This is a genomic window from Arthrobacter sp. OAP107 (assembly GCF_040546765.1).
Classification (GTDB): Bacteria; Actinomycetota; Actinomycetes; order Actinomycetales; family Micrococcaceae; genus Arthrobacter.
Window position 1 is genome coordinate 3,805,044 of the sequence record NZ_JBEPOK010000001.1, and the last position, 22,527, is coordinate 3,827,570.

The window sequence follows — 22,527 nt, forward strand, 5'->3', positions numbered from 1 at the left end:
CCTGTCTCTATCTTAGCCCCGCGAACAGGTCCTTCTCCGGCAGTTCAGAGGACACCCTGGACCGGATCAGCGTGTAGTCCTCCCAGGGCCAGACGCGCGCCTGCATCTCCGCCGACACGGCGAAGAAGAAGCCCAGCGGGTCCACCTGCGTCCGGTGGGCGCGGAGGGCATTGTCGCGGGCTTCGAAAAAGGCACCGCAGTCCACCTGGGTGGTGGTTTCGTGCGTGGGTGGCGGCGGGGTGTGCCCTTCGGCGTCGGCCTCCAGCCAGGCCGCGAGGCGCTGGGCGTAGGGCGACTGGAGCCCCGCCTCCTCCAGCGCAAAGTGCAGGGCGCGGAAGCGTTCCGGGCTGAAGGCGCGGTCGTAGTAGAGCTTGCTCGGCTCCCAGGCCTCCCCGGTGCCCGGATACCGCGCAGGGTCGCCGGCGGCGTCGAAGGCTTCCGCCGCCACCCGGTGGGCCATGATGTGGTCAGGGTGCGGGTAGCCGCCGTTTTCGTCATAGCTGACCATGACGTGCGGCTTGAAGTCCCGGACCAGCCGGACGAGGGGGGCCGCTGCCCGTTCCAGCGGCTGCAGGGCGAAGCACCCGGGTGGCAGCGGCGGGAGCGGATCGCCCTCGGGCAGGCCCGAGTCCACGAAGCCCAGCCAGCGCTGCCGGATGCCCAGCAGCCGGGCGGCCTCGTTCATCTCGAGCCGCCGGGCGCCTGCCATGTCGCGCTTCGGATGGGGCGCGGACTCCATGGCCGGGTTCTGGATGTCGCCGCGCGAGCCGTCCGTGCAGGTCGCGACCATAACGTCCACACCGGCCGCGGCATACATGGCCATGGTGGCTGCGCCCTTGCTGGATTCGTCATCCGGGTGGGCGTGGACTGCCAGCAGGCGAAGCGGGAACGACTGGCTGGTGGACGCTGTCATCTGGGACTGCTCCTCTTTCTCCTGGGACGGACTGCAGTGCTGGCGCCGGATAATTCCCCGGGTAATCGCCACTAAACTGGAATGGTGACTACCGAGGACAAGTCGGGCACTTCCCAGCCTGCAGACATTAGCCTAGCCAATCGCTATGGCCGTCCAAAGCGCGGGCTGTCCCGAAAGGCCAAGCGCTGGGCGGTCATCGTGGCCCTGGCAATCGGGATGGGCTTCCTGGCCTGGGTTTCCACGTCGAACTCCATGACTTCGGTGTCGTACAAGGACATCGGCTACCGGACCACTGATGCCACCCAGGCCGAGGTGGACTTCCAAGTGACGAGGGAGCCAGGCACGGCGGTCCAGTGCGCCATCAAGGCCCTGGATTCCAAGTTCGCCGTGGTCGGCTGGAAAGTCGTCAACATTCCGCCGGTGGAGCAGGAGGACCAGGGCCAGAGCGCCGACGGCGGGCGCACCCTCGCCCAGCGGGTTGTCCTGCGCACCGAATCGCAGGCCGTCTCGGGCGTCGTGGACAACTGCTGGATCCCGAAGCCATCGGCCTCGTAGTACCTACCCAACTCCCGCAGCAAAACGGGCAGCAGAAGAAGGCATGTGACCCACGCCGCTTGGTTATTGGGTTTACTCCACAGGATTGACTACAATGGATCAATACCTTTACCCCGCTGAGATGGTTACTGAGTTCCACAGGTGGCCACCGTGGCGGGGTCTTTGTTTGTATGACCGCTTGTACACCCACTAGAGGAGAAGTCCGTGTCTACCACTAACAGCGCGCCTGCAGCTTGGCTTACCCAGGAAGCTTTTGACCGCCTGAAGGCAGAGCTGGACCACCTTTCCGGCCCCGGCCGTGCGGAAATCGTCCAGAAGATCGACGCTGCCCGTCAGGAGGGAGACCTCAAGGAGAACGGCGGTTACCACGCTGCGAAGGAAGAACAGGGCAAAATCGAGGCCCGCATCCGCCAGCTGACCGTCCTGCTCCGCGACGCCCACGTCGGCGAGGCACCGGCCGACGACGGAATCGTTGAACCGGGCATGATCGTCGTCGCCCGCATCGCCGGTGACGAGGAGACCTTCCTGCTCGGCTCCCGCGAAATCGCCGGCGACTCCGACCTGGACGTCTTCAGCGAGAAGTCCCCGCTCGGTGCCGCGATCATGGGCCACAAGGAGGGCGACAAGCTCAGCTACACCGCCCCCAACGGCAAGGACATCCCGGTAGAGATCATCTCCGCCAAGCCCTACTCGGGCTAACACCGCTTCCGTCCGCGGTCCCAGCAAACGCACGACGCCGGCCTCCCCACTTCCGGGGACGGCCGGCGTCGTGCTTTAGCACGCTTTAGTTATCCTTCACGGCCGCGCGACGCTTAGCGGCGGGAGGCCCGTGCCCGCAGCACGACGGCGGCCAGGACGCCACCAGCCGCGCCGCCGAGGTGGGCCTGCCAGGACACATATCCTGCCATGTTGGGAATGATCCCGAAAAGGATGCTGCCGTAGGCCAGGAACAGCACCACCGAGAGCAGGATCTGCCACCAGCTGCGGTTGAAGAACCCGCGCACCAGGAGAAACGCGAAGAGGCCGAAGACCAGGCCCGACGAGCCCACGGTGACCCCGCCGGCGCCAAACAGCCAGACGGCCAGCCCGGAGCCCAGCCAGCTGCACGCCACGGCCGTGAGGAACACCCGGATCCCGGACAGGAACACCAGGAACCCGAAGATGATCAGGGGCAGCGCATTGGACAGCACATGGTTGAGGTTGGCGTGCAGCAGCGGGAACGTGAATACGTCCAGGATGCCGTCGGCGCTTCTGGGCCTGAGCCCGAAGACGCCGTTCAGCGAGTGCAGCAGCACCGTGTTGACCAGCTCGATGGCGAACAGCAGCGCCACGAAGGATCCCACCACCAGCAGTCCGGCCTTGGCGCGGGCGGCGGCCGTTTCCCTGGTGGCCGGCGCCTCCCCCGGGCTGTCCAGCATCCCGGCTCCTAGTGCACCACGATCGGCTGGAAGCCCTCCGCGCGCAGGGCGCCGAGGACCTGTTCGCCGTGCTCGTGGCCCTTGGTTTCAAGGTTCACCGTGATCGAGACGTCGCCCATGCTGATGGAGCCGCCGACGCGGGTGTGGTCGAGGCCGGTCACGTTGGCGTCATTCTCCGCGATGATGCGCGCGATGGTGGCCAGCGAACCCGGGCGGTCATCGAGCATCATCCGCACGGTCATGTACCGGCCGGCGGCTGAGAGGCCGCGCTGGATCACCTTGAGCATCAGCATGGGGTCGATGTTGCCGCCGGAGAGGACGACGGCGGTGGTCCCCGGGTTCTCGATCTTGCCGTCCATGAGGGCAGCCACGCCCACGGCGCCGGCCGGCTCCACCACCATCTTGGCGCGTTCCAGCAGGAAGATCAGCGCCCGCGCCAGGGAGTCCTCACTGACGGTGACCACATCGTCCACCAGTTCGCGGATGATGCTGAAGGGAAGCTGCCCCGGCCGGCCCACGGCGATGCCGTCGGCCATGGTGGACACCTTCTTGAGCGGCACCAGGGCGTCAGCCGCCAGCGACGGCGGGTAGGCGGCCGCGTTTTCGGCCTGCACGCCGATGATCCGGATTTCACGGCCGAGTTCCTTGGCGCGGGCCTTGACGGCCACCGCGACGCCGGCCAGCAGGCCGCCTCCGCCGACACCCATCAGGATGGTGTCGACGTTGGGCACCTGTTCGAGGATCTCCAGGCCCAGGGTGCCCTGGCCGGCCACGACGTCCACGTTGTCGAAGGGGTGGACGAAGACGGCGCCCGTGTCGTCGGCGTAACGCTGGGCCTCGGCGAGGGCCTCATCCACGTTGTGCCCGTGCAGGACCACCTCGGCGCCGTGGCTGCGGGTAGCGGCAAGCTTGGGCAGCGCGACGCCGAGCGGCATGTAGATCCGAGCGTTGATGCCCAGGCTCTTGGCGGCGACGGCCACGCCCTGCGCGTGGTTGCCGGCGGAGGCAGCCACCACGCCGCGTTTCTTGTCCGATTCGGAGAGGCGGGCCATCCGTACGTAGGCGCCGCGCACTTTAAAGGAGCCGGCGCGCTGCAGGTTCTCGCACTTGAAGAAGACTTCGCCGCCCACCATGCTGCCCAGGGCGCGGGATGACTCCACCGGGGTCCGCGCAATAATCCCGTCCAGCAGCTTCTGCGCCTCAAGGACATCGTCCAGCGTGACGGGAAGGCTTTCGGGGGTGTTCACGAACTATTCTCCTTTGGGTGATTCGACGTCGGCACCGGTGGCGGCGTTGCCGCCCCGGGCACCGTGAGCAGTTCCGGCGGCGTTGCCGTGGCCGGACTGCGGGCCCGGCAGCCGGACTTCCTTGAAGGTGGTGTCCTCATCGGCCGAGGCCAGGTCTGCGGTACCCGCGGCAGCCGGCACAAGTTCATGTTCCCACGTTCTGGCAGCAATATACCGAATCGCCGAGTTTGCTACGGCCAGGATGGGCACCGAGAACAGCGCTCCGGGGATGCCGGCGAGGTAGGAACCGGCAGCAACGGACAGGATCACGGCCACCGGGTGCAGGGCAACGGCCTTGCCCATGACCAGCGGCTGCAGGATGTGGCTTTCCAGCTGCTGCACCAGCAGCACGATGCCCAGCATGATCAGGGCGTTGACCGGGCCGTTCGCCACCAGGGCGAGGAGCACCGCTATGGCGCCCGTCACGAGCGCACCCACCACGGGGATGAAGGAACCGATGAACACCAGCACCCCCAGCGGCAGCGCCAGCGGAACACCGATGATCGCCGCGCCCACGCCGATGCCGACGGCATCCACGAAGGCCACGAACATTTGGATCCGCGCGTAGCTGACCATGGACGTCCACCCGCGCCGGCCGGCACCGTCGGCGGGGATCCGCGCCTGCCGTGGCAGGAGCCGGACCAGGAAAGCCCAAATGCGGCTGCCTTCCAGGAGAAAGAAGATCAGGATGAACAGCGCCAGGACCAGTCCCGCCGCGAAATGTCCGGCCGTGCTCCCGAAGGACAGGGCGCCACTGAGGATGCTGCTGCTGTTGTTCTGCAGCGCGGCCGTGGCCTCCTGGATGTACTGGTCGATCTGCGCGGCCGTCAGGTGAAGGGGACCTTCGGAAAGCCAGTCCTGGACCTGCTGGACGCCGGTCAGCGCCTCGCTCCACAGCTCCTGGAAACCGAGGGCCAGCTGCCGGCCCACGAGGGCCAGAGAGCCGGCGATGAGCCCGATGAAGCCCAGGACCGTGATGGCGACGGCGGCCCCGTTGGGGATGCGCGACTTCCGCAGCCACCGCACCACCGGGCTCAGCAGGCCGGCCAGCAGCGCCGCCACCATGACGGGAATGATGAGGAAGCTGATCTTGGCCAGCAGCCAGACCAGGGCACCGGTGATCAGCAGGATCAGCCCGACCCGCCAAGCCCAGGCGGCCGCAATGCGTACCCCGTAGGGAATGTCCTGTTCCAGGTCGCGGTCGGTCCGGGCGCGCCGCGGCTCCAGCCGGCCGAAGGGCCGGGGAGGGCTCGTGGTACTCGCCCTGCCTGTGCCGCCGGCACTCGCCGTCGCTGCGCCGGCGCTGCCCGTCGCACTGGCACTCGTGTTGGCGGCGTCCTCTGGTGTGGCGTCCTTTGCTGGCGTCATAGCCCAATACTTCCCTAGCCGCCCGGCTATGGGAAACGCGCCACGGCCAGCCTAGGAACCGGCCAGGTCGGCGCGGATGCCCCATGCGATGGTAAAGGAGTCCCCGGGCGCCAGCCAGCGGAGGCTGTCCCCGGAGTTGAAGGCATTCGCCGGACCCGTCATCGGTTCCAGCGCAACAGCCGCGGGCCGGCCCGGGTAGATGCGGCTGACAAACACGTGGACGAACGGGCAGGTCTGGTCCTGCCACAGGCTGACACTGCGGCCATCCGGGGCGGTCAGCGTGTGGCGGGCGATCCCGCCGTCGAACGCCAGATCGGTCAGTGCGGCGTCGAGGTCCAGGTCCCCCACCGTCCTTCCCTGCCGCAGGTCACTGTCGGCGGACACGGGCTCGGAGCTGCGCGGGATGAGCCGTTCGTCGGCCACCAGCCGTGTCGCGGCGTCCACCGTCAGCGTGAGCTCCTCGGAGGGGACGTCGCCGATCCGGAGGTATGGGTGCGCACCCAGCACGAACGGCGCCGCGGCCTCGGAATCGTTAACCAGCGTTTGCCGCACCTCCAGGCCCAGGTCCCCGGCCAGGGAGTACTCCACGCGGTGCCGCACCAGGAACGGGTAGCCGTGCTGGGGGAACACCGGCGCCTCAAGGGTCACGGCAAATTCGGACTCGGCCACCAGGGAGTACGACGCATTGCGCAGGAGCCCGTGGCTTGCGTTGTTCTTGGAGACCTCGGTGATGTCCAGCTGCTGCTTCTTGCCGTTCAGTTGCCAGACGCCGTCCTCCACCCTGTTCGCCCAGGGCGCCAGGGTGATGCCCGCGGCGCCGGGCGGAATGTCGGAATCCCCATAGGACTCCGTCAGCTGGACATCCCCGCGGCTGTACCACCGCAGCCCGGCGGCCAACTCGGTGACCACGGCGAGCGCGTCTCCCCGCCTGAGCTCGTACTGCCTGCCCGTGGCGTAGCGCCGCCGGGTCGGAGGGGAATCGCTGGTTTCGGAAGTCGCGCCGGAAGTCATGGACCTACCGTACAACGCAGGCAGCACGCTGCACGCGTGGCCTGCCAGGGATGATGCTTGTTGCGTTTTGTTAGAAACTATTTGTTTTTGATCGTTTTGTGCCACAATGGGAACAGGCACAGATGGTGACCAGCCCCACACGGGCAACTGAGCCCGCAGGCGACCTGGCCCATTGACGGCTGAGCCTTTGACGGCAGAGCCAACAGGAAAGGAGGAGCACGTGCTCGCAACACAGCGGCAGCACCTCATCCTCCAGGAGCTCGACGCCGAAGGCACCGTCCGGGTGGCCGAACTCGCGGAACTGCTCCGCGTGTCCGAAATGACAGTCCGGCGCGACATCGATGCGCTCGATGCCGAAGGCCTGCTGCTGCGGGTCCACGGCGGCGCCACCCGCCCTGCAGCCTTCGGCGCCGTCGAACCGGGGTTCGGTGCTAAGTCGGCCCGCGAAGCGGATGCGAAGCGCGCCATCGCTGCGGAAGCGCTGACGCTGCTCCGCCCCGGCATGACCCTGCTGGTTTCCGGTGGCACCACCACCCACGAGCTCGCGCGGCTGCTCCCCCGGGATCTTGGGCTCACGGTGGCCACCAACTCCCTCATGGTGGCCGGCGTGCTGGCGGCGGACCGCGCGGGAGGCATCAACCCGGACGGCGGAATCCGCACCGTGGTCCTCGGCGGCCAGCGCACGCCGTCCGAGGCCCTGGTGGGTCCGGTGACCGTGCACGCCCTGGACAGCCTGCACGCCGACTTGTGCTTCATGGGCGTGCACGGCTTCGACCCGAAGGCCGGCATTACCTCGCCGAACCTCCTCGAGTCCGAGGTCAACGCCGCCATGATCGCGGCGTCGGACAAGCTCGCTGTGCTCGCCGACGCCACCAAATACGGAACTGTGGCGCTTGCCGGGATTGCCCCACTGTCCGCTGTCGGCGTCCTCATCACCGACGACCGGATCGGCACGGGCCCGGCCGGCCATGACGCCGAGGAGCTGCTCCGGCAGTCCGTCGGCGAGCTGCGGCTGGCACCCATGAAACAAGACCGCACAGCACCGGATCCCTTGGCACCACCCCGATTTGATCCCCATCCTCCCAGCCTCCCGGACGGCCAGCCGCCGTCGGCCACCGCGTTCAAAGGACACGACGCATGACCCATATCACCAGCACCCAGCTCGCCGACGGCCGCGAATTGCTCTACTTCGACGACGCCGGTTCAACCCGTGCGCGGTCCGTTGAAGGGGTCCCGGACCGCAGGGACCTTCCGCCCCGCGGCGAGCCCGGCGAAGTCCGGTACGACGCGCTGACCGGCGAATGGGTGGCCGTGGCCGCGCACCGCCAGACCCGCACCCACCTGCCACCGGCGGACCAGTGCCCCATCTGCCCCACCACCGACGCCAACCCGTCCGAGATTCCCGCGCCGGACTACGACGTCGTGGTGTTCGAGAACCGCTTCCCCTCCCTCGGACCGGCCCTGGGCCCGGTCCCCGCCAACCCCGGCTGGGGGACCACGGGCCCGGCCTTCGGACGGTGCGAAGTTGTCACCTTCACCCCGGAGCACACAGGATCCTTCAGCGGCCTGAGTGAGACCCGCGCCCGCACTGTGGTGGAGGCGTGGGCGCACCGGACGGCGGCCCTCAGCGCGCTGCCCGGTATCAAGCAGGTTTTTCCGTTCGAAAACCGCGGCGCGGACATCGGCGTCACCCTGCACCACCCGCACGGCCAGATCTACGCCTACCCTTACGTCACGCCGCGCGCCGCCGTCATGGGGGCTGCCGCGCGCAGGTTTTATGACGACGCCGGGGGGCAGCAGACGCTGACGGGCTCGCTGCTGCGCTCCGAACGGGAGGACGGCAGCCGGATGGTGCTGGAGAGCGACAGCTTCAGCGCGTACGTTCCGTTCGCCGCCCGCTGGCCGCTGGAGATCCACCTCGTTCCGCACCGCCAGGTCCCGGACCTGGCCGGGCTCACCGGGGAGGAGAAGGACGAGCTGGCCCACGTCTACCTCGGCCTGCTCAAGCGCCTCGACGCCCTCTACCCCACTCCTACGCCCTACATTTCGGCCTGGCACCAGGCCCCGGTGGATGACCTGCTGCGCCCCGCCAGCTACCTGCACCTGCAGCTGACCTCCCCCCGCCGCGCTGCGGACAAGCTCAAGTTCCTGGCCGGCTCCGAGGCGGCCATGGGCGCCTTCATCAACGACACCACCCCGGAACAGGTGGCGGAGCGGCTCCGCTCGGTCACCGTTCCGGCATCCCCCGCCGAGGCGCTCGCTCCGGCTGCGCCCGGCCTGATCGAAGGAGCCCACGCATGACCGCCCCCGCCACCACAGACCTCGCGGCCCGGTTCAGCGCTGCGTTCGGCCGGCAGCCCGACGGCGTATGGCAGGCTCCCGGCCGGGTTAACCTGATCGGCGAACACACGGACTACAACGAGGGCTTCGTGTTGCCGTTCGCCATCGACAGGACCGCCCGGGTGGCCCTGGGGGTCCGTCCCGACTCCACCATCCGGCTCCTCTCGACCTACGGCGACCAGGGGGTCACGACGGCGGACACGGCATCACTGAAGGCCGGGGCGGCCAAGGGCTGGACCAAGTACCCGCTGGGCGTCATCTGGTCCCTGCAGCAGCGCGGCATCGACGTCCCCGGCCTGGACCTGCTGCTGGACTCCGATGTGCCGCTCGGCGCCGGGCTGTCCTCCTCGCACGCCATCGAGTGCGCCGTGATCTCCGCACTCAACGACCTCACCGGAGCAGGCCTGGGCCCGGAGGACATGGTGCTGGCCACCCAGCGCGCGGAGAACGACTTCGTCGGCGCCCCCACGGGCATCATGGACCAGTCCGCCTCGCTGCGCGGTTCGAAGGGCCATGCCGTGTTCCTGGACTGCCGCGACCAAAGCGTGCAGCTGGTCCCCTTCGAGGCCGAGGCAGCGGGCCTGGTCCTGCTGGTCATCGACACCAAGGTGTCCCATTCCCACGCCGGCGGCGGCTATGCCTCCCGCCGGACCTCCTGCGAGCTCGGCGCCGAAGTGCTGGGCGTCAAGGCGCTCCGGGACGTCACGCCGGGCGATCTGGAAGAGGCCAGCGGGCTGCTGGACGAGGTCACGTTCCGCCGCGTCAGGCACGTTGTGACCGAGAACGACCGGGTGCTGCAGACCGTCGAAGTCCTGGGGCAGCAGGGCCCTTCGGCCATCGGCGCCCTGCTCGACGCCAGCCATGCGTCCATGCGCGACGACTTCGAGATCTCCTGCGCCGAACTGGACCTCGCCGTCGACACGTCCCGGGCGAACGGCGCCGTCGGCGCCCGGATGACCGGCGGAGGTTTTGGCGGCGCCGCCATCGCCCTGACTCCGGTGAGTGAGGAGCAGCAGGTGCGTGCCGCCGTCGTACGGGCCTTCGCGGAGGCCGGGTACAGGGCACCGGACATCTTCACGGTCACCCCGGCGGCCGGGGCAATGCGGCTGGCGTAGCTGTTAACACACCAGCCACGGGCGTAGGCTGGTCGCATGTCTGAAGCAGTCATTGTTTCAACCGCCCGGAGCCCGATTGGCCGCGCCTTCAAGGGTTCGCTGAAGGACGAGCGGCCCGACGATCTGGCGGCCGCAATGGTCCGGGCGGCGCTGGCCAAACTGCCGGCGTTCGACCCCACCGGGGACACCGGGCCGGGCCTGGACGACCTGTACCTCGGCTGCGCCGAACCCAGCGGCGAGGCGGGATCCAACATGGCCCGGGTGGTCACCATTCTCACCGGGCTGGACAACGTGCCCGCCGCCACCGTCAACAGGTTCTGCGCCTCCAGCCTGCAGACCCTCCGGATGGCCTTCCACGCCATCCGCGCCGGTGAGGGGCAGGCGTTCGTGGCGGCCGGCGTCGAAGCTGTGTCGCGCTACCAGGACTGGGCCGGCGCGGGCGAGACCGGGGCCCAGAACCACAACCCGCTGTTCGAGCCGGCCCGGCAGCGCACGGCCGCGCGCGCCGAGTCGAACACGCCGTGGACGGATCCGCGGCTGGGTGACCGGATGCCGGACATCTACATCGCCATGGGCCAGACGGCCGAGAACGTGGCGACGTCCTATGGGATCAGCCGCGCGGACCAGGACGAGTGGGCCGTGCTGAGCCAGAACCGGGCCGAGGCCGCAATCGCCTCCGGTTTCTACGCGCGCGAAATCACGTCCTACGAGCGCCGCGACGGCACGGTGGTGGACCGGGACGATTCGCCGCGGCCGGGCGTGACCCTGGACGCCGTCAGCGCGCTGCAGCCGGTTTTCCGCCGGGAGGGCACCATCACGGCAGGCAATGCGTGCCCGCTCAACGATGGCGCGGCCGCCCTGGTGGTCATGAGCTACGACCTCGCCCGGGACCTCGGGTTGGAACCGCTGGCCAAGATCGTCTCCACCGCGGCCACCGCCCTGTCCCCCGAACTGATGGGGATGGGTCCGGTGGAAGCCTCCCGGCAGGCGCTGGCCCGTGCCCGCCTGGACATGAACGACATCGACCTCGTGGAGCTCAACGAGGCTTTTGCCGTGCAGGTGGTGGCCAGCGCCCGCGAGCTGAAGATCGACCCCGCGAAGCTCAACGTGCACGGCGGCGCCATCGCCCTGGGCCATCCGTTCGGCATGACCGGCGCCCGGATGACCACCACGCTGCTCAACGGCCTGCGCGAGACGGACGGAACGCTGGGCCTGGCCACCCTGTGCGTCGGCGGCGGGCAGGGCATGGCCGTGGTGCTGGAGCGCCTAACCTAGCCTCATCCACTGGACAAAAACTCCAGACTTAAAGCGCGGGTGGGCCCCGCCGGCTGGCGGGGCCCACTCCCTGTTTGCTTACCAATTACGACGGCGGGTGCGTTGCCTTGGTTTGCGGCGTTTAGTCGTCGCCGTGTTTAGTCGTCGCCGCGGAGGATGGCCAGCAGGCGGATGATTTCCACGTACAGCCAGACGAGGGTGACGGTGAGGCCGAAGGCCGCGGTCCAGGAGAAGCGCTCCGGTGCGCCGGCGCGGACTCCGGCCTCGATGCTGGTGAAGTCCATGATCAGCGAGAAGGCGGCGAGGCCGATCGCGAGCAGTCCGATGAAGACGCCCAGCGGAATGCCGGCGATCTCCATGCTCGTACGCAGGCCGAACGGGGAATCCACGGCGCCGGTCCACATCATGACCATGTTGATCAGGGCGAAGACCGCGTAGCCGATGGTGGCGATCATGAAGAAGCGCATCGCCTTCGGGGTGGCGCGGACCTTGCCGCTCTTGAAGAGCACCAGAGTGACGGCGAAAACCGACAGCGTGCCGATGACCGCCTGCAGGCCGACGCCCGGGTACAGCCCGTCAAGGATGCGGGTCAGGCCGCCGAGGAATAGTCCCTCCAGGGCCGCGTAGGCAAGGATGAGGGCCGGCGAGGGCTGCTTCTTGAACGTGTTGACGAGGGCCAGCACAAAGCCGCCCAGTGCGCCGACAATCATGAGCAGGCCGGCGAGCGACAGGCTCACGGTCAGCGTGACAGCAGCGCCAACCACCACTGCCGCCAGGCAGATGCCGGTCTTGACGATGACGTCGTCGAAGGTCATCCGCCCGGTCTCGGACGGTCCGGCCGCAGGCCGGTTGTACATCTGCTGCAGCTGGTCGTTGGTCATGTTCTGCTGCTGCGACATCCAGCCGGACTGGCCGTCCATGACCTGGCCGGGGGCGCGGCCCTGGCCGTAGCCGGGCTGCCCATAGCCGGGCTGGCCAAACTGGTTCTGAGCGTAGTTGTTGTGGCCGTACGCCTGCGGGACAGGCGGTGCCTGGGTGGCTCCACGGAAATTCTTTCCGTTGAAGATCGGGTTTCCGCCAAGTGCCATTGCGGGTGTCCTCCATGTATGGGGTTAAGTGATGAATCTACTGGTCACGCTATCAATTTCCACGGACCAGCGGCACGGAAAGTTCCTGCTGGCGACGGGGCAGGTCAGTTGTTACCGGATCGCTATCTGATGGTCAGCTCCCCCCACGCGGTTTGTACTGCTTGCGCTGTACGATAAGCGGGTCAGGGTGACGGATATCACAGCTAGTCAATACCCGCTCCACCAGCACGGATATCCGCCGCCCTCCGTTCGCAGCGGCTGCAATGAAGCAGCCGCAACCACCCCCACGTGGAGGTTTTCAATTTGAGACGCACACCGAGAGGGCTGCCTATCCGGCGGCCGGCCGGGCTGCTGAAGGTATGGGGGGCCATAGCGTCCGCCGTCGTGGCACTTCTGCTGATCGCAGCACCGGCATCGCAGGCAGGCACTCCGGCTCCGACGCCGCCCCCGTCGAACCAGCAATTCCAGGACACCATCAGCGGCTTCCTCCGCGACGATACACGGCGACCCATCGAAGGCGTCAAGATCACCGCCAAGAGCGGGACCTTCACCGGGGAAGCAACCTCGGGCGCCAACGGGTCCTGGCGGATCGGTGTTCCCAGCCAGGGGACCTACGAGATCCAGCTGGACGAATCCACGCTTCCGGAGGGCATCAAGCTCGCCGAAGGCCAGTCGAATCCCCGGACAGTCACGTTCAGCCAGACGTCAAACCTCTCGGTCATCTTCGCCTTCGGCAAAGGCATCGTGGTCCAGCAGCAGGACTTCGGCCAGAACCTGCTTAACAGGCTCGTGGCCGGGCTGAGCTTCGGTCTTCTGTTGGCCCTCGCCTCCGTAGGCCTGTCCCTGATCTTCGGCACCACCGGCCTCACCAACTTCGCGCACGGCGAGATGGTGACCCTCGGCGCCGTGCTGGTCTTTGCATTCAGCGCCATGAACCTGCCCTTCTGGCTGGCCATCATCCTGGCCCTGCTCGGCGGCGGTCTCTTTGGCTATGCGCAGGACGCCGGGCTCTGGCGCCCGCTGCGCCGCCGCGGCACCGGCCTGGTGCCCATGATGATCGTCAGTATCGGCCTGGCCCTTGCGGTCCGCTACATCATCCAGTTCTACTTTGGAGGGGCCACACAGCAGCTGCCGTTCGCGCAGAGCGCGGAAGTCCAGCTCGGCCCGGTTTCCATCTCCCCCAACAACCTGTGGTCCCTGGTTATCAGCGCCGTCGTGATCGCCCTCATCGGCATCGTGCTGCTGAAGACGCGGTTGGGCAAGGCCACCCGTGCGGTGGCCGACAACCCCGCGCTGGCCGCCGCCTCCGGGATCGACGTCGACGGCGTCATCCGACTGGTCTGGATCACGGGCGGCATGCTGGCCTCGCTCGGAGGCATCCTCTGGGCTTATTACCGTCCGGGCGTCACCTTCGACATGGGCTCGCAGATCCTGCTGCTCATCTTCGCTGGCGTGACCCTCGGCGGACTCGGCACGGTTTTCGGCGCCCTCGTCGGGTCGATCATCGTGGGCATCTTCGTTGAACTGACCACCGTGTTCGGCCTCGCGGCGGACCTCAAATACGTGGGAGCACTCTTCATCATGATCGTTGTCCTCTTGTTCCGGCCCCAGGGCATCCTGGGCCGTCGCGAGCGCGTGGGTTAGGAGACAGCCATGGACTTTGGATTCATCCTTTCCAGCGCAGCCAGCGAAATTTTTAGTCCGACGACGGCGGCGTACGCCCTCGCCGCGCTCGGCCTCGCCGTGCACTTCGGCTACTCGGGCCTGCTGAACTTCGGCCAGGCCGGCTTCATGGCGGTAGGGGCTTACGGCTTCGCCATCTCGACGCTCACCTTCCGGGTGCCGTTCTTTATCGGCCTCCTGATCGCCGTCATCTGTTCCGTGCTCTTTGCACTGGTGCTGGGCATTCCCACCCTCCGCCTGCGGGCGGACTACCTGGCCATCGTCACCATTGCGGCAGCGGAAATTGTCCGCTACGTCGTCACGACAAACCAGCTCACGTCGGTGACCGGTTCCGCCAACGGGCTCGCCGCCTTTGAAAGCGGGTTCTATTCAATGAATCCGTTCCCCGAGGGCTCCTACTTCGGCATGAACAACCGTGACTTCTTCATCAGGGTGGTGGGCTGGGGCCTCGTGGCCGTGGGCTGCGTCCTCGTCTGGCTCCTGATGCGCAGCCCCTGGGGCCGGGTGCTGAAGGGCATCCGCGAGGACGAGAACGCGGTGCGCTCCCTCGGCAAGAACGTTTACGCCCACAAGATGCAGTCGCTGGTGATCGGCGGCATCTTTGGGGCGCTGGCCGGGATGATCTTCACGCTCCCCCGCGGCGCCGTGCAGCCCGCCAACTACGGCACCGAACTGACGTTCTTCCTGTGGACCTGCCTGCTGCTGGGCGGCATGGCCACAGTCCTGGGGCCGGTCATCGGCGCCATGATCTTCTGGGTGGTCCTGTCCCTCACCCAGGGGGTCCTGTACGGGCTGATCGAATCCGGTGCGGTGACCTGGCTCACCACTGTCCAGGCCGGCCAGCTGCGCTACATTCTGGTGGGCATCGCCCTGATGCTGCTGATGATATTCAGGCCGCAGGGTGTCTTCGGCAACAAGAAGGAGCTGGCGTTCGCATGAGCAAGCACAGCGAAGAATCAATGGAAGTGGGCGTCGACTACATGACGGACGCCCGGCCGATCGCCGTCGGGGACAACACCCCCGGCTGCAAGAAGCGGGACCCGATCGTCGTCGCCGAAAACGTCACCCGCAGCTTCGGCGGTATCAACGCCGTCGACGTCGACTACCTGGAAATCCCGCGGCACAAGATCACCGCACTGATCGGCCCCAACGGGGCCGGCAAGACCACCCTGTTCAACCTGCTCACCGGCTTTGACACGCCGAACTCCGGCAAGTGGCAGTTCGAGGGCCAGAGCATCGCCGGGGTGTCCTCCTACAAGGTGGCACGGATGGGCATGGTGCGCACGTTCCAGCTGACCAAGGTCATGGGCAAGCTGACGGTCATGGAAAACATGCGGCTCGGCGCGTCCAACCAGCCCGGCGAGAGGCTGTCCAAGGCACTGTTCAAGAACATCTGGGGCGGCCGCGAGAAGGAAATCACCGAGCACGCCAACGTGCTGCTGGAGAAGTTCAAGCTCGACACCAAGAAGGACGACTACGCGGCGTCGCTGTCCGGCGGCCAGCGCAAGCTCCTGGAAATGGCCCGATCCCTGATGGTCCGGCCCAAGCTGGTGATGCTGGATGAACCGATGGCTGGGGTGAACCCGGCGCTGACGCAGTCGCTGCTGGACCACATCAAGAACCTCAAGTCCGAGGGCATGACTGTCCTCTTCGTGGAACACGACATGCACATGGTCCGGCACATCGCGGACTGGGTGGTGGTGATGGCCGAAGGCAAGATCGTGGCCGAGGGACCCCCGGGTGAGGTCATGAAGGACCCCGCCGTCATCGACGCCTACCTGGGCGCCCACCACGACGTCGACCTCGGCGACACCGAGGGCATCCGGGAACTGGAGCAGGAACTCGCGGCGGATGAGGAATCGATCGTCGGCACCGAAGACGCGGGCATCATCGCGCTGGACGCCGTGACGCCCACCATCACCGAAGCCGGCCCCCACACCGGAAGCACAGATGCCGGACGCACAGATGCCAGCCGCACAGACAAGGACAACGCATGAGTGCCACCAGCGCGGCCCCGGCCGCAAGCAGCGCAGCCGAGGACGACGCCGTCGTCAAGGTCACCGATCTGGTGGCCGGCTACCTCCCCGGTGTGAACATCCTCAACGGATGCAGCATCGAGGCCCGGAAGGGCGAACTGATCGGCATCATCGGCCCGAACGGGGCGGGCAAGTCCACGTTGCTGAAGGCCATGTTCGGCCTGGTGAAGGTGCACTCCGGATCCGTGGTGGTCAGGGGCCAGGACCTGACCGGACTCAAGGCGAACAAGCTGGTCACCCAGGGCGTCGGTTTCGTTCCCCAGACCAACAACGTCTTTTCCACCCTCACCATCGAGGAAAACATGCAGATGGGCATGTTCCAGCGGCCCAAGGACTTCGCGCAGCGCTTCGACTTCGTCACCAGCCTGTTCCCGGAACTGGGTAAGCGCAGGGCGCAGCGCGCCGGTTCCCTGTCCGGCGGCGAGCGGCAGATGGTGGCGATGGGCCGGGCCCTGATGATGGAGCCGGCAGTGCTGCTGCTGGACGAACCCTCGGCCGGCCTCTCCCCCGTCAAGCAGGACGAGACCTTCCTGCGGGTGCACGAGATCAACCGTGCCGGCGTGTCCGTCATCATGGTGGAACAGAACGCCCGCCGCTGCCTGCAGATCTGCGACCGCGGCTACGTCCTGGACCAGGGCAAGGATGCCTACACCGGCACGGGCCGTGAGCTCATGAAGGACCCGAAGGTCATCCAGCTGTACCTCGGCACGCTGGCCGACGAGGACTAGGCACCGCCCAACAGGAAGCCCCCGTCCGGCTGGACGGGGGCTTCCTGTTATGCGGCGGGAAAGCGGCTTACAGCTTGCCGAATTCTTCCCGGGCCGGCGTGTACTTGTTGTCGTCCTGGTACTCGTAGATGCCAATGGAGGCTTCCGTCGGGTCACCGGCATCGGAGAAGGTCACCGGGCCGGACTCACCGTCGTAGTCGATGTCCTTGCCGTTACGAAGCAGCGTGACACAGGACGGGAAGTCCGTGCACTTCTCGCCGCCCTCGGAAACTGCCTTGAGCTGCTTGGCGATCTCCGTGCCCTTGGTGCTCTTGGCGGCCTCTGCTGCCAGCGAGATCAGGTTGACGGCATCGTAAGACTCACCGGCGTAGCTGTAGTCCTTCAGGGCGGGGTCGATGGCGAGGAGCTTCTTCTTGAAGTCCTCCTTGGCGAAGGTGCCGGGGATGGTTCCCTGTGCGCCCTTCAACGTGCCGGGCTTGAAGTCCTTGCTGTAGTCGGACGTGTTGCCGTCCACCATGAACAGCTGCGTCGGCTTGACGCCCTTGCCCGTGATCAGCGGGACGATGCTCTTGGCCTGGTCAAAAGTGATCAGGGCAATGGCGTCCGGCTTGGCGGCGATGACCTTGTCCACCTGGCTGCTGAACTGCGAGTCGCCCTCGTTGAAGAGTTCCTCGGCCACGACCTGGCCGCCGGCTGCTTCAAAGGAGGCCTTAACGTTCTTCGCCAGGCCCGTGCCGTAGGCATCGTTCAGGACGATCATGCCCACCGTCTGGGCGCCACAGGTCGCCATGTAGTTGCCCAGGACCTTGCCTTGCAGGACGTCCGAGGGAGCCGTGCGCCAGTACAGCCCCTTGTCATCCCAGGTGGTGAAGTCCGGCGAAGTGTTTGCCGGGGAGAACTGGATGACGCCGGCGCCGGTGATCTGGTTGATCACGGTCTTGGACACACCCGAGGACGCGGCACCGATGATGGCGCTGACACCCTGGCCGAGGAGCGCCGTGGTGGACTGCGTGGCGATGTCCGTCTTGGTGTCGCCGGAGTCGCGGTGGACCACCTGGACCGGCTTGCCGAGCACGCCGCCTGCGTCGTTGACTTCCTTGATGCCGAGGTTAACACCGGCGATTTCGGGCGGGCCGAGGAACGCCAGCGACCCCGTCGTCGGCAGGAGCGATCCGATTTTCAGCGGTGTGGGGGTGGTGGTTGTTGCTGCCGGCACGTTGCCGGTCTCCGTGGCGGTGCTGGTTGCCCCGGCCGTGGCACTCGGGGCGGGGCAGGATATGCCGCCTGACGCCCCTGCGGAGGATTCGGTCGCGCTTGGGGTGGAACCGCCACCACAAGCCGTGGCCAGAAGGGCGACGCCGATGCTAAGCGCGGTGAGCTTAGCGACCCTTGGCGCCGTCTGGGGGAGTGAAATCATTTAGAGTCTCCTCGATCGAAAGGTGCGAACGGCCTTTGATGCGATTTGGTCAGGGGTTCCTGAGCTAAGTTCAAGCTAATCCAATTCGAGCGTGAACATAAGTGACTAAGGTCACATCCTCATAACACTCGTTGCATATTGGAACACCGGCGACGCGGAGGAGAAAAGTTGTACCCCAGGTGGGACTCGAACCCACAACACGCGGATTTTAAGTCCGCTGCCTCTGCCAATTGGGCTACTGGGGCGCCCGGTCAATCGTATCGCCTCAGACGGCGGCCAGGGGCCCGGCATACCGGAATGTGCCATGGACCCCGCCCGGCCACAGGGCGAGGGGCAGCAGCTGGAAATGGTCGCCCCAGTTTTTGTCCGGCGCCTCAACGCCGAGGGATGACGCCGGAACGAAGCCCAACCGCGGGTAGTACTCGGTGCTTCCGAGCAGCGCGATGCCCTTCTCTCCCGCGGCGTTGGCACGGACGACGGTTTCGCGCATCAGCGCCGAGCCGATGCCGTGGCGCTGGAGCCTCGGCGTGACGCCGATGGGCCCGAGGCCCAGCAGCTCGAGGTCCTCCACCCAGGCACGGGTGCTGATCACATGGCCGACAATTTCGCCTTCGAGTTCCGCAACGATGCTGAACTCGGGCAGGTACTCCTCGGCGACGAACAGCTCGCGGAGCACCCTGACCTCAACCGGCTCCCCTTCCACAGGAAGGCCGGTGACCGGGGAAACGGCGAACGCTTGGGCAGTCAGGGCAAGCAGGGCGTCGCGGTCCCCGGGCTGCTCGCTGCGCAGCACAACTTCCCGCACCGGCTCCGGTTCGGGGGCGTTGGCGGCGGAGAGCTCGGCCAGCGCCTCCAGCGCCCGCGCCGAGTCGGCCACGGGCACCAGCAGGTGGTCGTGGTGGAACCCTGCCAGAACGTTGCAGCTGATCCGGGCCTGGGTCAGTGCCCTGCTGACGGCCGCGGTCAGGCCCACCGCCTCCAGGGCCGAGTGAACCTCCAGGGTGATCCAGGCGGCCACGAAATCGTAGGACAGGTCGAGCGCGTCCGCTTCGGTCCGTGGCAGGACTACCGTGAGCCCCTCGGCTTCCCGGACGGCGGCTTCAACGTGCCCCGCCAGCGGCCTGCCGTGCGGCCAGAGAACGTAGACGTACTCCCCGTCCCGGAGCACCGGACGCATCGAGGCAAGGAGAGTCTGGAGGTTCTTTTCACCCGTCATGGAGCCAGTCTATGTGTGCACCCTGCCCCGACCGGGAGGGTGCACACAGGAAACTGCGCTGCACCACGGAGGACTGCCTCCCCGGGGGAAACGCGAAAGCGGCCGTTCCCCGGGAAGGGAACGGCCGCCGTCGTCGTTTTGGGCTTAGCTGTTACTTGGCCTCAGCCTTCACAGCATCCTTGGCGCCGGCCTGGGCAGGGGCCGCGGCCGTCTCCGCCGGAGCGGCGGGAGCCGGAGCCGCCGGAGCGGCGGGCTTGGGCGCGGGGGTGGCGGCGGCCACGAAGGCGCCGCGCGGGTTGTCCAGGTCCAGCAGCTGGGTGGTGTCGCGGCCCGCGAAGAAGCTCAGGATCCAGTTGAAGACCACGCGGAACTTGCGCTCGAACGTCGGCATGGCCATGCCGTGGTAGCCGCGGTGTGCCAGCCAGGCGAGGGGGCCCTTGAGGCCGATGCGGCCGAGCAGGTTGATGTTGGCAACACCCTTCCACTCGCCGAAGCCGGCCACAGCACCGAGGTTCTTGTGCTTGTAATCCACCAGCGGCTTGTTCCAGCGGGAAGCCCACAGGTTCTTGGCGAGGCGCTTGGCCTGGCGCAGTGCGTGCTGGGCGTTGGGAACGCAGGTGCCGTCCGGCAGGCCCCCGCCCGACAGGTCGGGAACCGCGGCAACGTCACCGGCAGCCCAGGCGTTGTCGATGATGCCTTCGTCGCCCGCGATGCGCAGGTCCGGCAGCACGCGGACGCGGCCGCGGGGTTCCAGCGGGAAGTCGGTGGAGCGGACCATGGGGTTGGCCTGGACACCGGCCGTCCACACGAGGGTGTCGGACTCGAATACCTGGGCGAGCGTCTTGTCCGGCAGGTTGATCAGCTTGAGGGCGCCTTCGGCGTTGTCCAGCGAGGTGTTCAGCAGGACCTCGATGCCACGGCTGCGGAGGTGCTCCACGACCCACTCGGCCTGCTGGGCGGTGACCTCGGGCATGATGCGGCCCATGGCCTCGACGAGGACGAAGCGGACTTCCTCCTGCTTGACCCGCGGGTTGTTCCGAACGGCAGCGCGGGCGAGGTCTTCCATTTCGGTGATGCACTCGATACCGGCGAAGCCGCCACCCACCACCACGAAGGTCAGGGCGCGGGCGCGCTCGGCGGGATCGGTCATGGTGGAACCGCGCTCGATGCGGTCGAGCACCTTGTTGCGCAGCGCAACGGCTTCCTCGATGGTCTTCAGGCCGATGCCCTTGTCCGCCAGGCCCTTGATGGGGAACGTGCGGGTGATGGCGCCGGCGGAAAGCACGACGTCGAAGTACGGAATCTCGAAGTTGTCGCCGCCGTCAGCCGGGGCAACCACGGCCGTGCGGTTGGCGTGGTCGATGGAGACGACGCGGCCCTGGATGAGCTCACTCTGCTTGAGGTGCTGGCGATGCGAGACCACTGCGTGGCGGGCTTCGATGTTGCCGCCGGCAACTTCCGGCAGGAAGGGCTGGTAGGTCATGTAGGGCAGCGGATCAACGACGGTGACGATGCCGCCTGCGTTCGCGATCTTCTTCTGCAGTTTGAGGGCTACGTAGAGGCCGACGTACCCGCCGCCGACGACGAGCACACGCGGACGATCCTGGAGCTGTGGGGTGGTTGCCATAACTCCAGAGTACAGTACTTTGTGAAAATCTTCACTAACTTGGCCGGTCTGCCGGATCCACCCTCGTGACGGCACTGGTTTCGGGCTCCTCCGCTGCCCCGCCGGAGGCCCCTGCGGACGCCCGGTAGGCCCGCCGCAGCTGCACCGCGCCCGCCGCAATGATGGCTATGAAGAGCGCGCCGAACCCGATGACCACGGCCGCCGGCAGCGCGCTGTCCAGCTGCGACGGCGGCACCGCGACAGGCACCGTCGCCTTCGGCAGCGTGGCCTGTGCGGTGGGTGCCTCCGTTATCGGCTCCGGGGCGGGCGTTGCGAGGTTCCCGCGCCGGTGGACGCGGATCCAGTCCGCGATGGACCCCAGCGGGTTGGTCTTCGTTTCGGCCACGTCGTCCTTGAGCGCCGCCTCCGCGTTAAGGACGCCGAAACCGTACAGCGGGTCCTTGCCCGGGGCGCCCTCGTCCTTCGCGGTGGAGACGATCCTGTTGATGACCTGCTTGGCGCTCATCTCGGGCCACTTGGAGCGGATCAGCGCCGCGACGCCGGAGACGATCGGGGTGGCGCCGGATGTGCCGGCCCACTCCGCATAGCTGCCGCCGGGCAGTCCGCCGGCGAGCTTCTCCGCCGGCGCTGCCACGCCGATGCTGATGCCCTGGGAGGAGGAATCGGTGCTCGCCTGTCCGCTGCGGTCCAGACCCGCCACTGTGAGCACGCCGGGGATGGTGGCCGGCGCCCCGACCTGGACGTTGCCGCCCACCCGGTTGCCGGCCGCGGCCACGATGACCACGTCCTTCTGCTCGGCGTACAGGAAGGCGGCGTCCCAGGTTTGCGGCCACTCAGGCGAGGTGCTGCCCAGCGAAATGTTGATGACCTTGGCACCGTTATCCACTGCCCACCGGACGGCTTCAGGGATCTGGTCCTGGTCGCTCTTGCCGCCGGGGTTTTCCGATCCCAGCCAGGTGGACACCGAGAGGACCTGCGCCTCCGGTGCCACGCCCATGATGCCGTCCGGTCTCGCGCTGGACGGCGTTGCAGTCGCGCTCGGGGAAGCCTTGGCGCCGCCGGTGGCCTTCTTTGCCGGCCGGTGTCCGCGGCCCGCGAGCATGGTGGCCACCAGCGTGCCGTGCTCGGGCTTGGCACCGATGCTCTTCTCGCCGTCGGGGGCGCCGGCGCCGGAGACGTCGTGACCGCCGGCCACCACGCCCCTGAGGTCGGGATGGCTTCCGTCCACGCCGCTGTCTATCACAGCGACTTTCACGTTGGCGCCCTTGGAGACCTCCCAGGCCTTGGTGATGCCGGCTTCCTTGAGCCAGTACTCCTTGTCCCGCCAGGAGTCAGCCTGTGCGGCGGGTGCGGTGGCGACGGCGGACGCGGCGATGCCACCGGCAAGCACCGCGGACAGAAGGGCCGAGACCGTCCGGCGAAGCCGGGCTCTTGCTCTGGTCATTCAGGAT

General features: G+C 67.3%; 20 protein-coding genes and 1 tRNA gene. 10 read left to right on the plus strand and 11 right to left on the minus strand.

Annotated features, from left to right (window positions below; translation table 11 throughout):
• Positions 1 to 7: 7 nt before the first annotated feature.
• Entirely contained in the window at positions 8 to 913 is a 906-nt protein-coding gene (gene mca / locus ABIE00_RS17405; protein ID WP_354261962.1) for a mycothiol conjugate amidase Mca, read from the minus strand.
• Between the two features lie 84 nt (positions 914 to 997).
• Here mca and ABIE00_RS17410 point away from each other — a divergent pair, with 84 nt between their 5' ends.
• Both ABIE00_RS17410 and greA read left to right on the plus strand, forming a co-directional pair.
• Entirely contained in the window at positions 998 to 1,468 is a 471-nt protein-coding gene (locus ABIE00_RS17410; protein ID WP_354261963.1) for a DUF4307 domain-containing protein, read from the plus strand.
• Positions 1,469 to 1,672: 204 nt separating this feature from the next.
• Complete coding sequence (gene greA, locus ABIE00_RS17415) at positions 1,673 to 2,167, plus strand: transcription elongation factor GreA (protein ID WP_354261964.1); 495 nt, start codon at positions 1,673 to 1,675, stop codon at positions 2,165 to 2,167.
• 113 nt (positions 2,168 to 2,280) lie between these two features.
• Here the strand turns inward: greA and ABIE00_RS17420 are convergent, their stop codons facing one another.
• From ABIE00_RS17420 to ABIE00_RS17435, 4 genes are read right to left on the minus strand one after another with little or no spacing between them, the layout of a single operon-like run.
• Positions 2,281 to 2,886 carry a rhomboid family intramembrane serine protease gene (locus ABIE00_RS17420; protein ID WP_354261965.1) on the minus strand — a complete coding sequence of 202 codons (606 nt, stop codon included), beginning with the start codon at positions 2,884 to 2,886 and terminating at the stop codon, positions 2,281 to 2,283.
• 8 nt (positions 2,887 to 2,894) lie between these two features.
• Positions 2,895 to 4,133 carry a threonine ammonia-lyase gene (gene ilvA, locus ABIE00_RS17425; protein ID WP_354261966.1) on the minus strand — a complete coding sequence of 413 codons (1,239 nt, stop codon included), beginning with the start codon at positions 4,131 to 4,133 and terminating at the stop codon, positions 2,895 to 2,897.
• Positions 4,134 to 4,136: 3 nt separating this feature from the next.
• Positions 4,137 to 5,540: an AI-2E family transporter gene (locus ABIE00_RS17430; RefSeq protein WP_354261967.1), complete on the minus strand. Its 1,404-nt coding sequence runs from the start codon at positions 5,538 to 5,540 to the stop codon at positions 4,137 to 4,139.
• A 51-nt stretch (positions 5,541 to 5,591) separates the two neighbouring features.
• Positions 5,592 to 6,551: an aldose 1-epimerase family protein gene (locus tag ABIE00_RS17435; RefSeq protein ID WP_354261968.1), complete on the minus strand. Its 960-nt coding sequence runs from the start codon at positions 6,549 to 6,551 to the stop codon at positions 5,592 to 5,594.
• A 220-nt stretch (positions 6,552 to 6,771) separates the two neighbouring features.
• Here ABIE00_RS17435 and ABIE00_RS17440 point away from each other — a divergent pair, with 220 nt between their 5' ends.
• The 4 genes from ABIE00_RS17440 to ABIE00_RS17455 are packed head-to-tail and all read left to right on the plus strand — an operon-like array spanning position 6,772 to position 11,281.
• The gene (locus ABIE00_RS17440) at positions 6,772 to 7,692 is read left to right on the plus strand and encodes a DeoR/GlpR family DNA-binding transcription regulator (RefSeq protein WP_354261969.1); all 921 of its coding nucleotides are present in this window, start codon (positions 6,772 to 6,774) and stop codon (positions 7,690 to 7,692) included.
• Positions 7,689 to 8,852: a galactose-1-phosphate uridylyltransferase gene (gene galT / locus ABIE00_RS17445; RefSeq protein ID WP_354261970.1), complete on the plus strand. Its 1,164-nt coding sequence runs from the start codon at positions 7,689 to 7,691 to the stop codon at positions 8,850 to 8,852. Before ABIE00_RS17440 ends, galT begins: the two co-directional genes overlap by 4 nt.
• Positions 8,849 to 10,006: a galactokinase gene (gene galK, locus ABIE00_RS17450; RefSeq protein ID WP_354261971.1), complete on the plus strand. Its 1,158-nt coding sequence runs from the start codon at positions 8,849 to 8,851 to the stop codon at positions 10,004 to 10,006. Before galT ends, galK begins: the two co-directional genes overlap by 4 nt.
• Positions 10,007 to 10,042: 36 nt before the next feature.
• The gene (locus tag ABIE00_RS17455; protein WP_354261973.1) at positions 10,043 to 11,281 is read left to right on the plus strand and encodes an acetyl-CoA C-acetyltransferase; all 1,239 of its coding nucleotides are present in this window, start codon (positions 10,043 to 10,045) and stop codon (positions 11,279 to 11,281) included.
• A 137-nt stretch (positions 11,282 to 11,418) separates the two neighbouring features.
• Here ABIE00_RS17455 and ABIE00_RS17460 read toward each other — a convergent pair whose 3' ends face one another.
• The gene (locus ABIE00_RS17460; RefSeq protein ID WP_354261974.1) at positions 11,419 to 12,369 is read right to left on the minus strand and encodes a Bax inhibitor-1/YccA family protein; all 951 of its coding nucleotides are present in this window, start codon (positions 12,367 to 12,369) and stop codon (positions 11,419 to 11,421) included.
• 348 nt (positions 12,370 to 12,717) lie between these two features.
• Here ABIE00_RS17460 and ABIE00_RS17465 point away from each other — a divergent pair, with 348 nt between their 5' ends.
• From ABIE00_RS17465 to ABIE00_RS17480, 4 genes are read left to right on the plus strand one after another with little or no spacing between them, the layout of a single operon-like run.
• Positions 12,718 to 14,013 carry a branched-chain amino acid ABC transporter permease gene (locus tag ABIE00_RS17465; RefSeq protein ID WP_354263407.1) on the plus strand — a complete coding sequence of 432 codons (1,296 nt, stop codon included), beginning with the start codon at positions 12,718 to 12,720 and terminating at the stop codon, positions 14,011 to 14,013.
• 9 nt (positions 14,014 to 14,022) lie between these two features.
• Positions 14,023 to 14,991, plus strand: a complete 969-nt coding sequence (locus ABIE00_RS17470; protein ID WP_354261975.1) for a branched-chain amino acid ABC transporter permease — start codon at positions 14,023 to 14,025, stop codon at positions 14,989 to 14,991.
• Positions 14,988 to 16,049, plus strand: a complete 1,062-nt coding sequence (locus ABIE00_RS17475) for an ABC transporter ATP-binding protein (protein ID WP_354261976.1) — start codon at positions 14,988 to 14,990, stop codon at positions 16,047 to 16,049. The genes ABIE00_RS17470 and ABIE00_RS17475 overlap by 4 nt, the downstream gene beginning before the upstream one ends.
• Complete coding sequence (locus ABIE00_RS17480; RefSeq protein ID WP_354261977.1) at positions 16,046 to 16,816, plus strand: ABC transporter ATP-binding protein; 771 nt, start codon at positions 16,046 to 16,048, stop codon at positions 16,814 to 16,816. Before ABIE00_RS17475 ends, ABIE00_RS17480 begins: the two co-directional genes overlap by 4 nt.
• Before the next feature lie 67 nt (positions 16,817 to 16,883).
• Here the strand turns inward: ABIE00_RS17480 and ABIE00_RS17485 are convergent, their stop codons facing one another.
• The 5 genes from ABIE00_RS17485 to ABIE00_RS17505 all read right to left on the minus strand — a co-directional run bounded on the left by ABIE00_RS17485 (position 16,884) and on the right by ABIE00_RS17505 (position 22,520).
• Positions 16,884 to 18,233: an ABC transporter substrate-binding protein gene (locus tag ABIE00_RS17485; protein WP_354261978.1), complete on the minus strand. Its 1,350-nt coding sequence runs from the start codon at positions 18,231 to 18,233 to the stop codon at positions 16,884 to 16,886.
• Positions 18,234 to 18,404: 171 nt separating this feature from the next.
• Positions 18,405 to 18,478 (minus strand) — tRNA-Leu (locus ABIE00_RS17490).
• A 20-nt stretch (positions 18,479 to 18,498) separates the two neighbouring features.
• Positions 18,499 to 19,449 carry an N-acetyltransferase gene (locus ABIE00_RS17495; protein WP_354261979.1) on the minus strand — a complete coding sequence of 317 codons (951 nt, stop codon included), beginning with the start codon at positions 19,447 to 19,449 and terminating at the stop codon, positions 18,499 to 18,501.
• Between the two features lie 151 nt (positions 19,450 to 19,600).
• The gene (locus tag ABIE00_RS17500) at positions 19,601 to 21,076 is read right to left on the minus strand and encodes an NAD(P)/FAD-dependent oxidoreductase (protein ID WP_354261980.1); all 1,476 of its coding nucleotides are present in this window, start codon (positions 21,074 to 21,076) and stop codon (positions 19,601 to 19,603) included.
• Between the two features lie 34 nt (positions 21,077 to 21,110).
• Positions 21,111 to 22,520 (minus strand): S8 family serine peptidase, encoded by a 1,410-nt coding sequence (locus tag ABIE00_RS17505; RefSeq protein WP_354261981.1) that lies wholly within the window; start codon positions 22,518 to 22,520, stop codon positions 21,111 to 21,113.
• Between the last annotated feature and the right edge of the window lie 7 nt (positions 22,521 to 22,527).

Bases quoted from the DNA above. Each gene is read 5' to 3' on its own strand.
- mca (WP_354261962.1), bottom strand. From the start codon at position 913: ATGACAGCGTCCACCAGCCAGTCGTTCCCGCTTCGCCTGCTGGCAGTC.
- ABIE00_RS17420 (WP_354261965.1), bottom strand. From the start codon at position 2,886: ATGCTGGACAGCCCGGGGGAGGCGCCGGCCACCAGGGAAACGGCCGCC.
- ABIE00_RS17430 (WP_354261967.1), bottom strand. From the start codon at position 5,540: ATGACGCCAGCAAAGGACGCCACACCAGAGGACGCCGCCAACACGAGT.
- ABIE00_RS17435 (WP_354261968.1), bottom strand. From the start codon at position 6,551: ATGACTTCCGGCGCGACTTCCGAAACCAGCGATTCCCCTCCGACCCGG.
- galT (WP_354261970.1), top strand. From the start codon at position 7,689: ATGACCCATATCACCAGCACCCAGCTCGCCGACGGCCGCGAATTGCTC.
- galK (WP_354261971.1), top strand. From the start codon at position 8,849: ATGACCGCCCCCGCCACCACAGACCTCGCGGCCCGGTTCAGCGCTGCG.
- ABIE00_RS17455 (WP_354261973.1), top strand. From the start codon at position 10,043: ATGTCTGAAGCAGTCATTGTTTCAACCGCCCGGAGCCCGATTGGCCGC.
- ABIE00_RS17460 (WP_354261974.1), bottom strand. From the start codon at position 12,369: ATGGCACTTGGCGGAAACCCGATCTTCAACGGAAAGAATTTCCGTGGA.
- ABIE00_RS17470 (WP_354261975.1), top strand. From the start codon at position 14,023: ATGGACTTTGGATTCATCCTTTCCAGCGCAGCCAGCGAAATTTTTAGT.
- ABIE00_RS17475 (WP_354261976.1), top strand. From the start codon at position 14,988: ATGAGCAAGCACAGCGAAGAATCAATGGAAGTGGGCGTCGACTACATG.
- ABIE00_RS17480 (WP_354261977.1), top strand. From the start codon at position 16,046: ATGAGTGCCACCAGCGCGGCCCCGGCCGCAAGCAGCGCAGCCGAGGAC.
- ABIE00_RS17485 (WP_354261978.1), bottom strand. From the start codon at position 18,233: ATGATTTCACTCCCCCAGACGGCGCCAAGGGTCGCTAAGCTCACCGCG.
- ABIE00_RS17495 (WP_354261979.1), bottom strand. From the start codon at position 19,449: ATGACGGGTGAAAAGAACCTCCAGACTCTCCTTGCCTCGATGCGTCCG.
- ABIE00_RS17500 (WP_354261980.1), bottom strand. From the start codon at position 21,076: ATGGCAACCACCCCACAGCTCCAGGATCGTCCGCGTGTGCTCGTCGTC.
- ABIE00_RS17505 (WP_354261981.1), bottom strand. From the start codon at position 22,520: ATGACCAGAGCAAGAGCCCGGCTTCGCCGGACGGTCTCGGCCCTTCTG.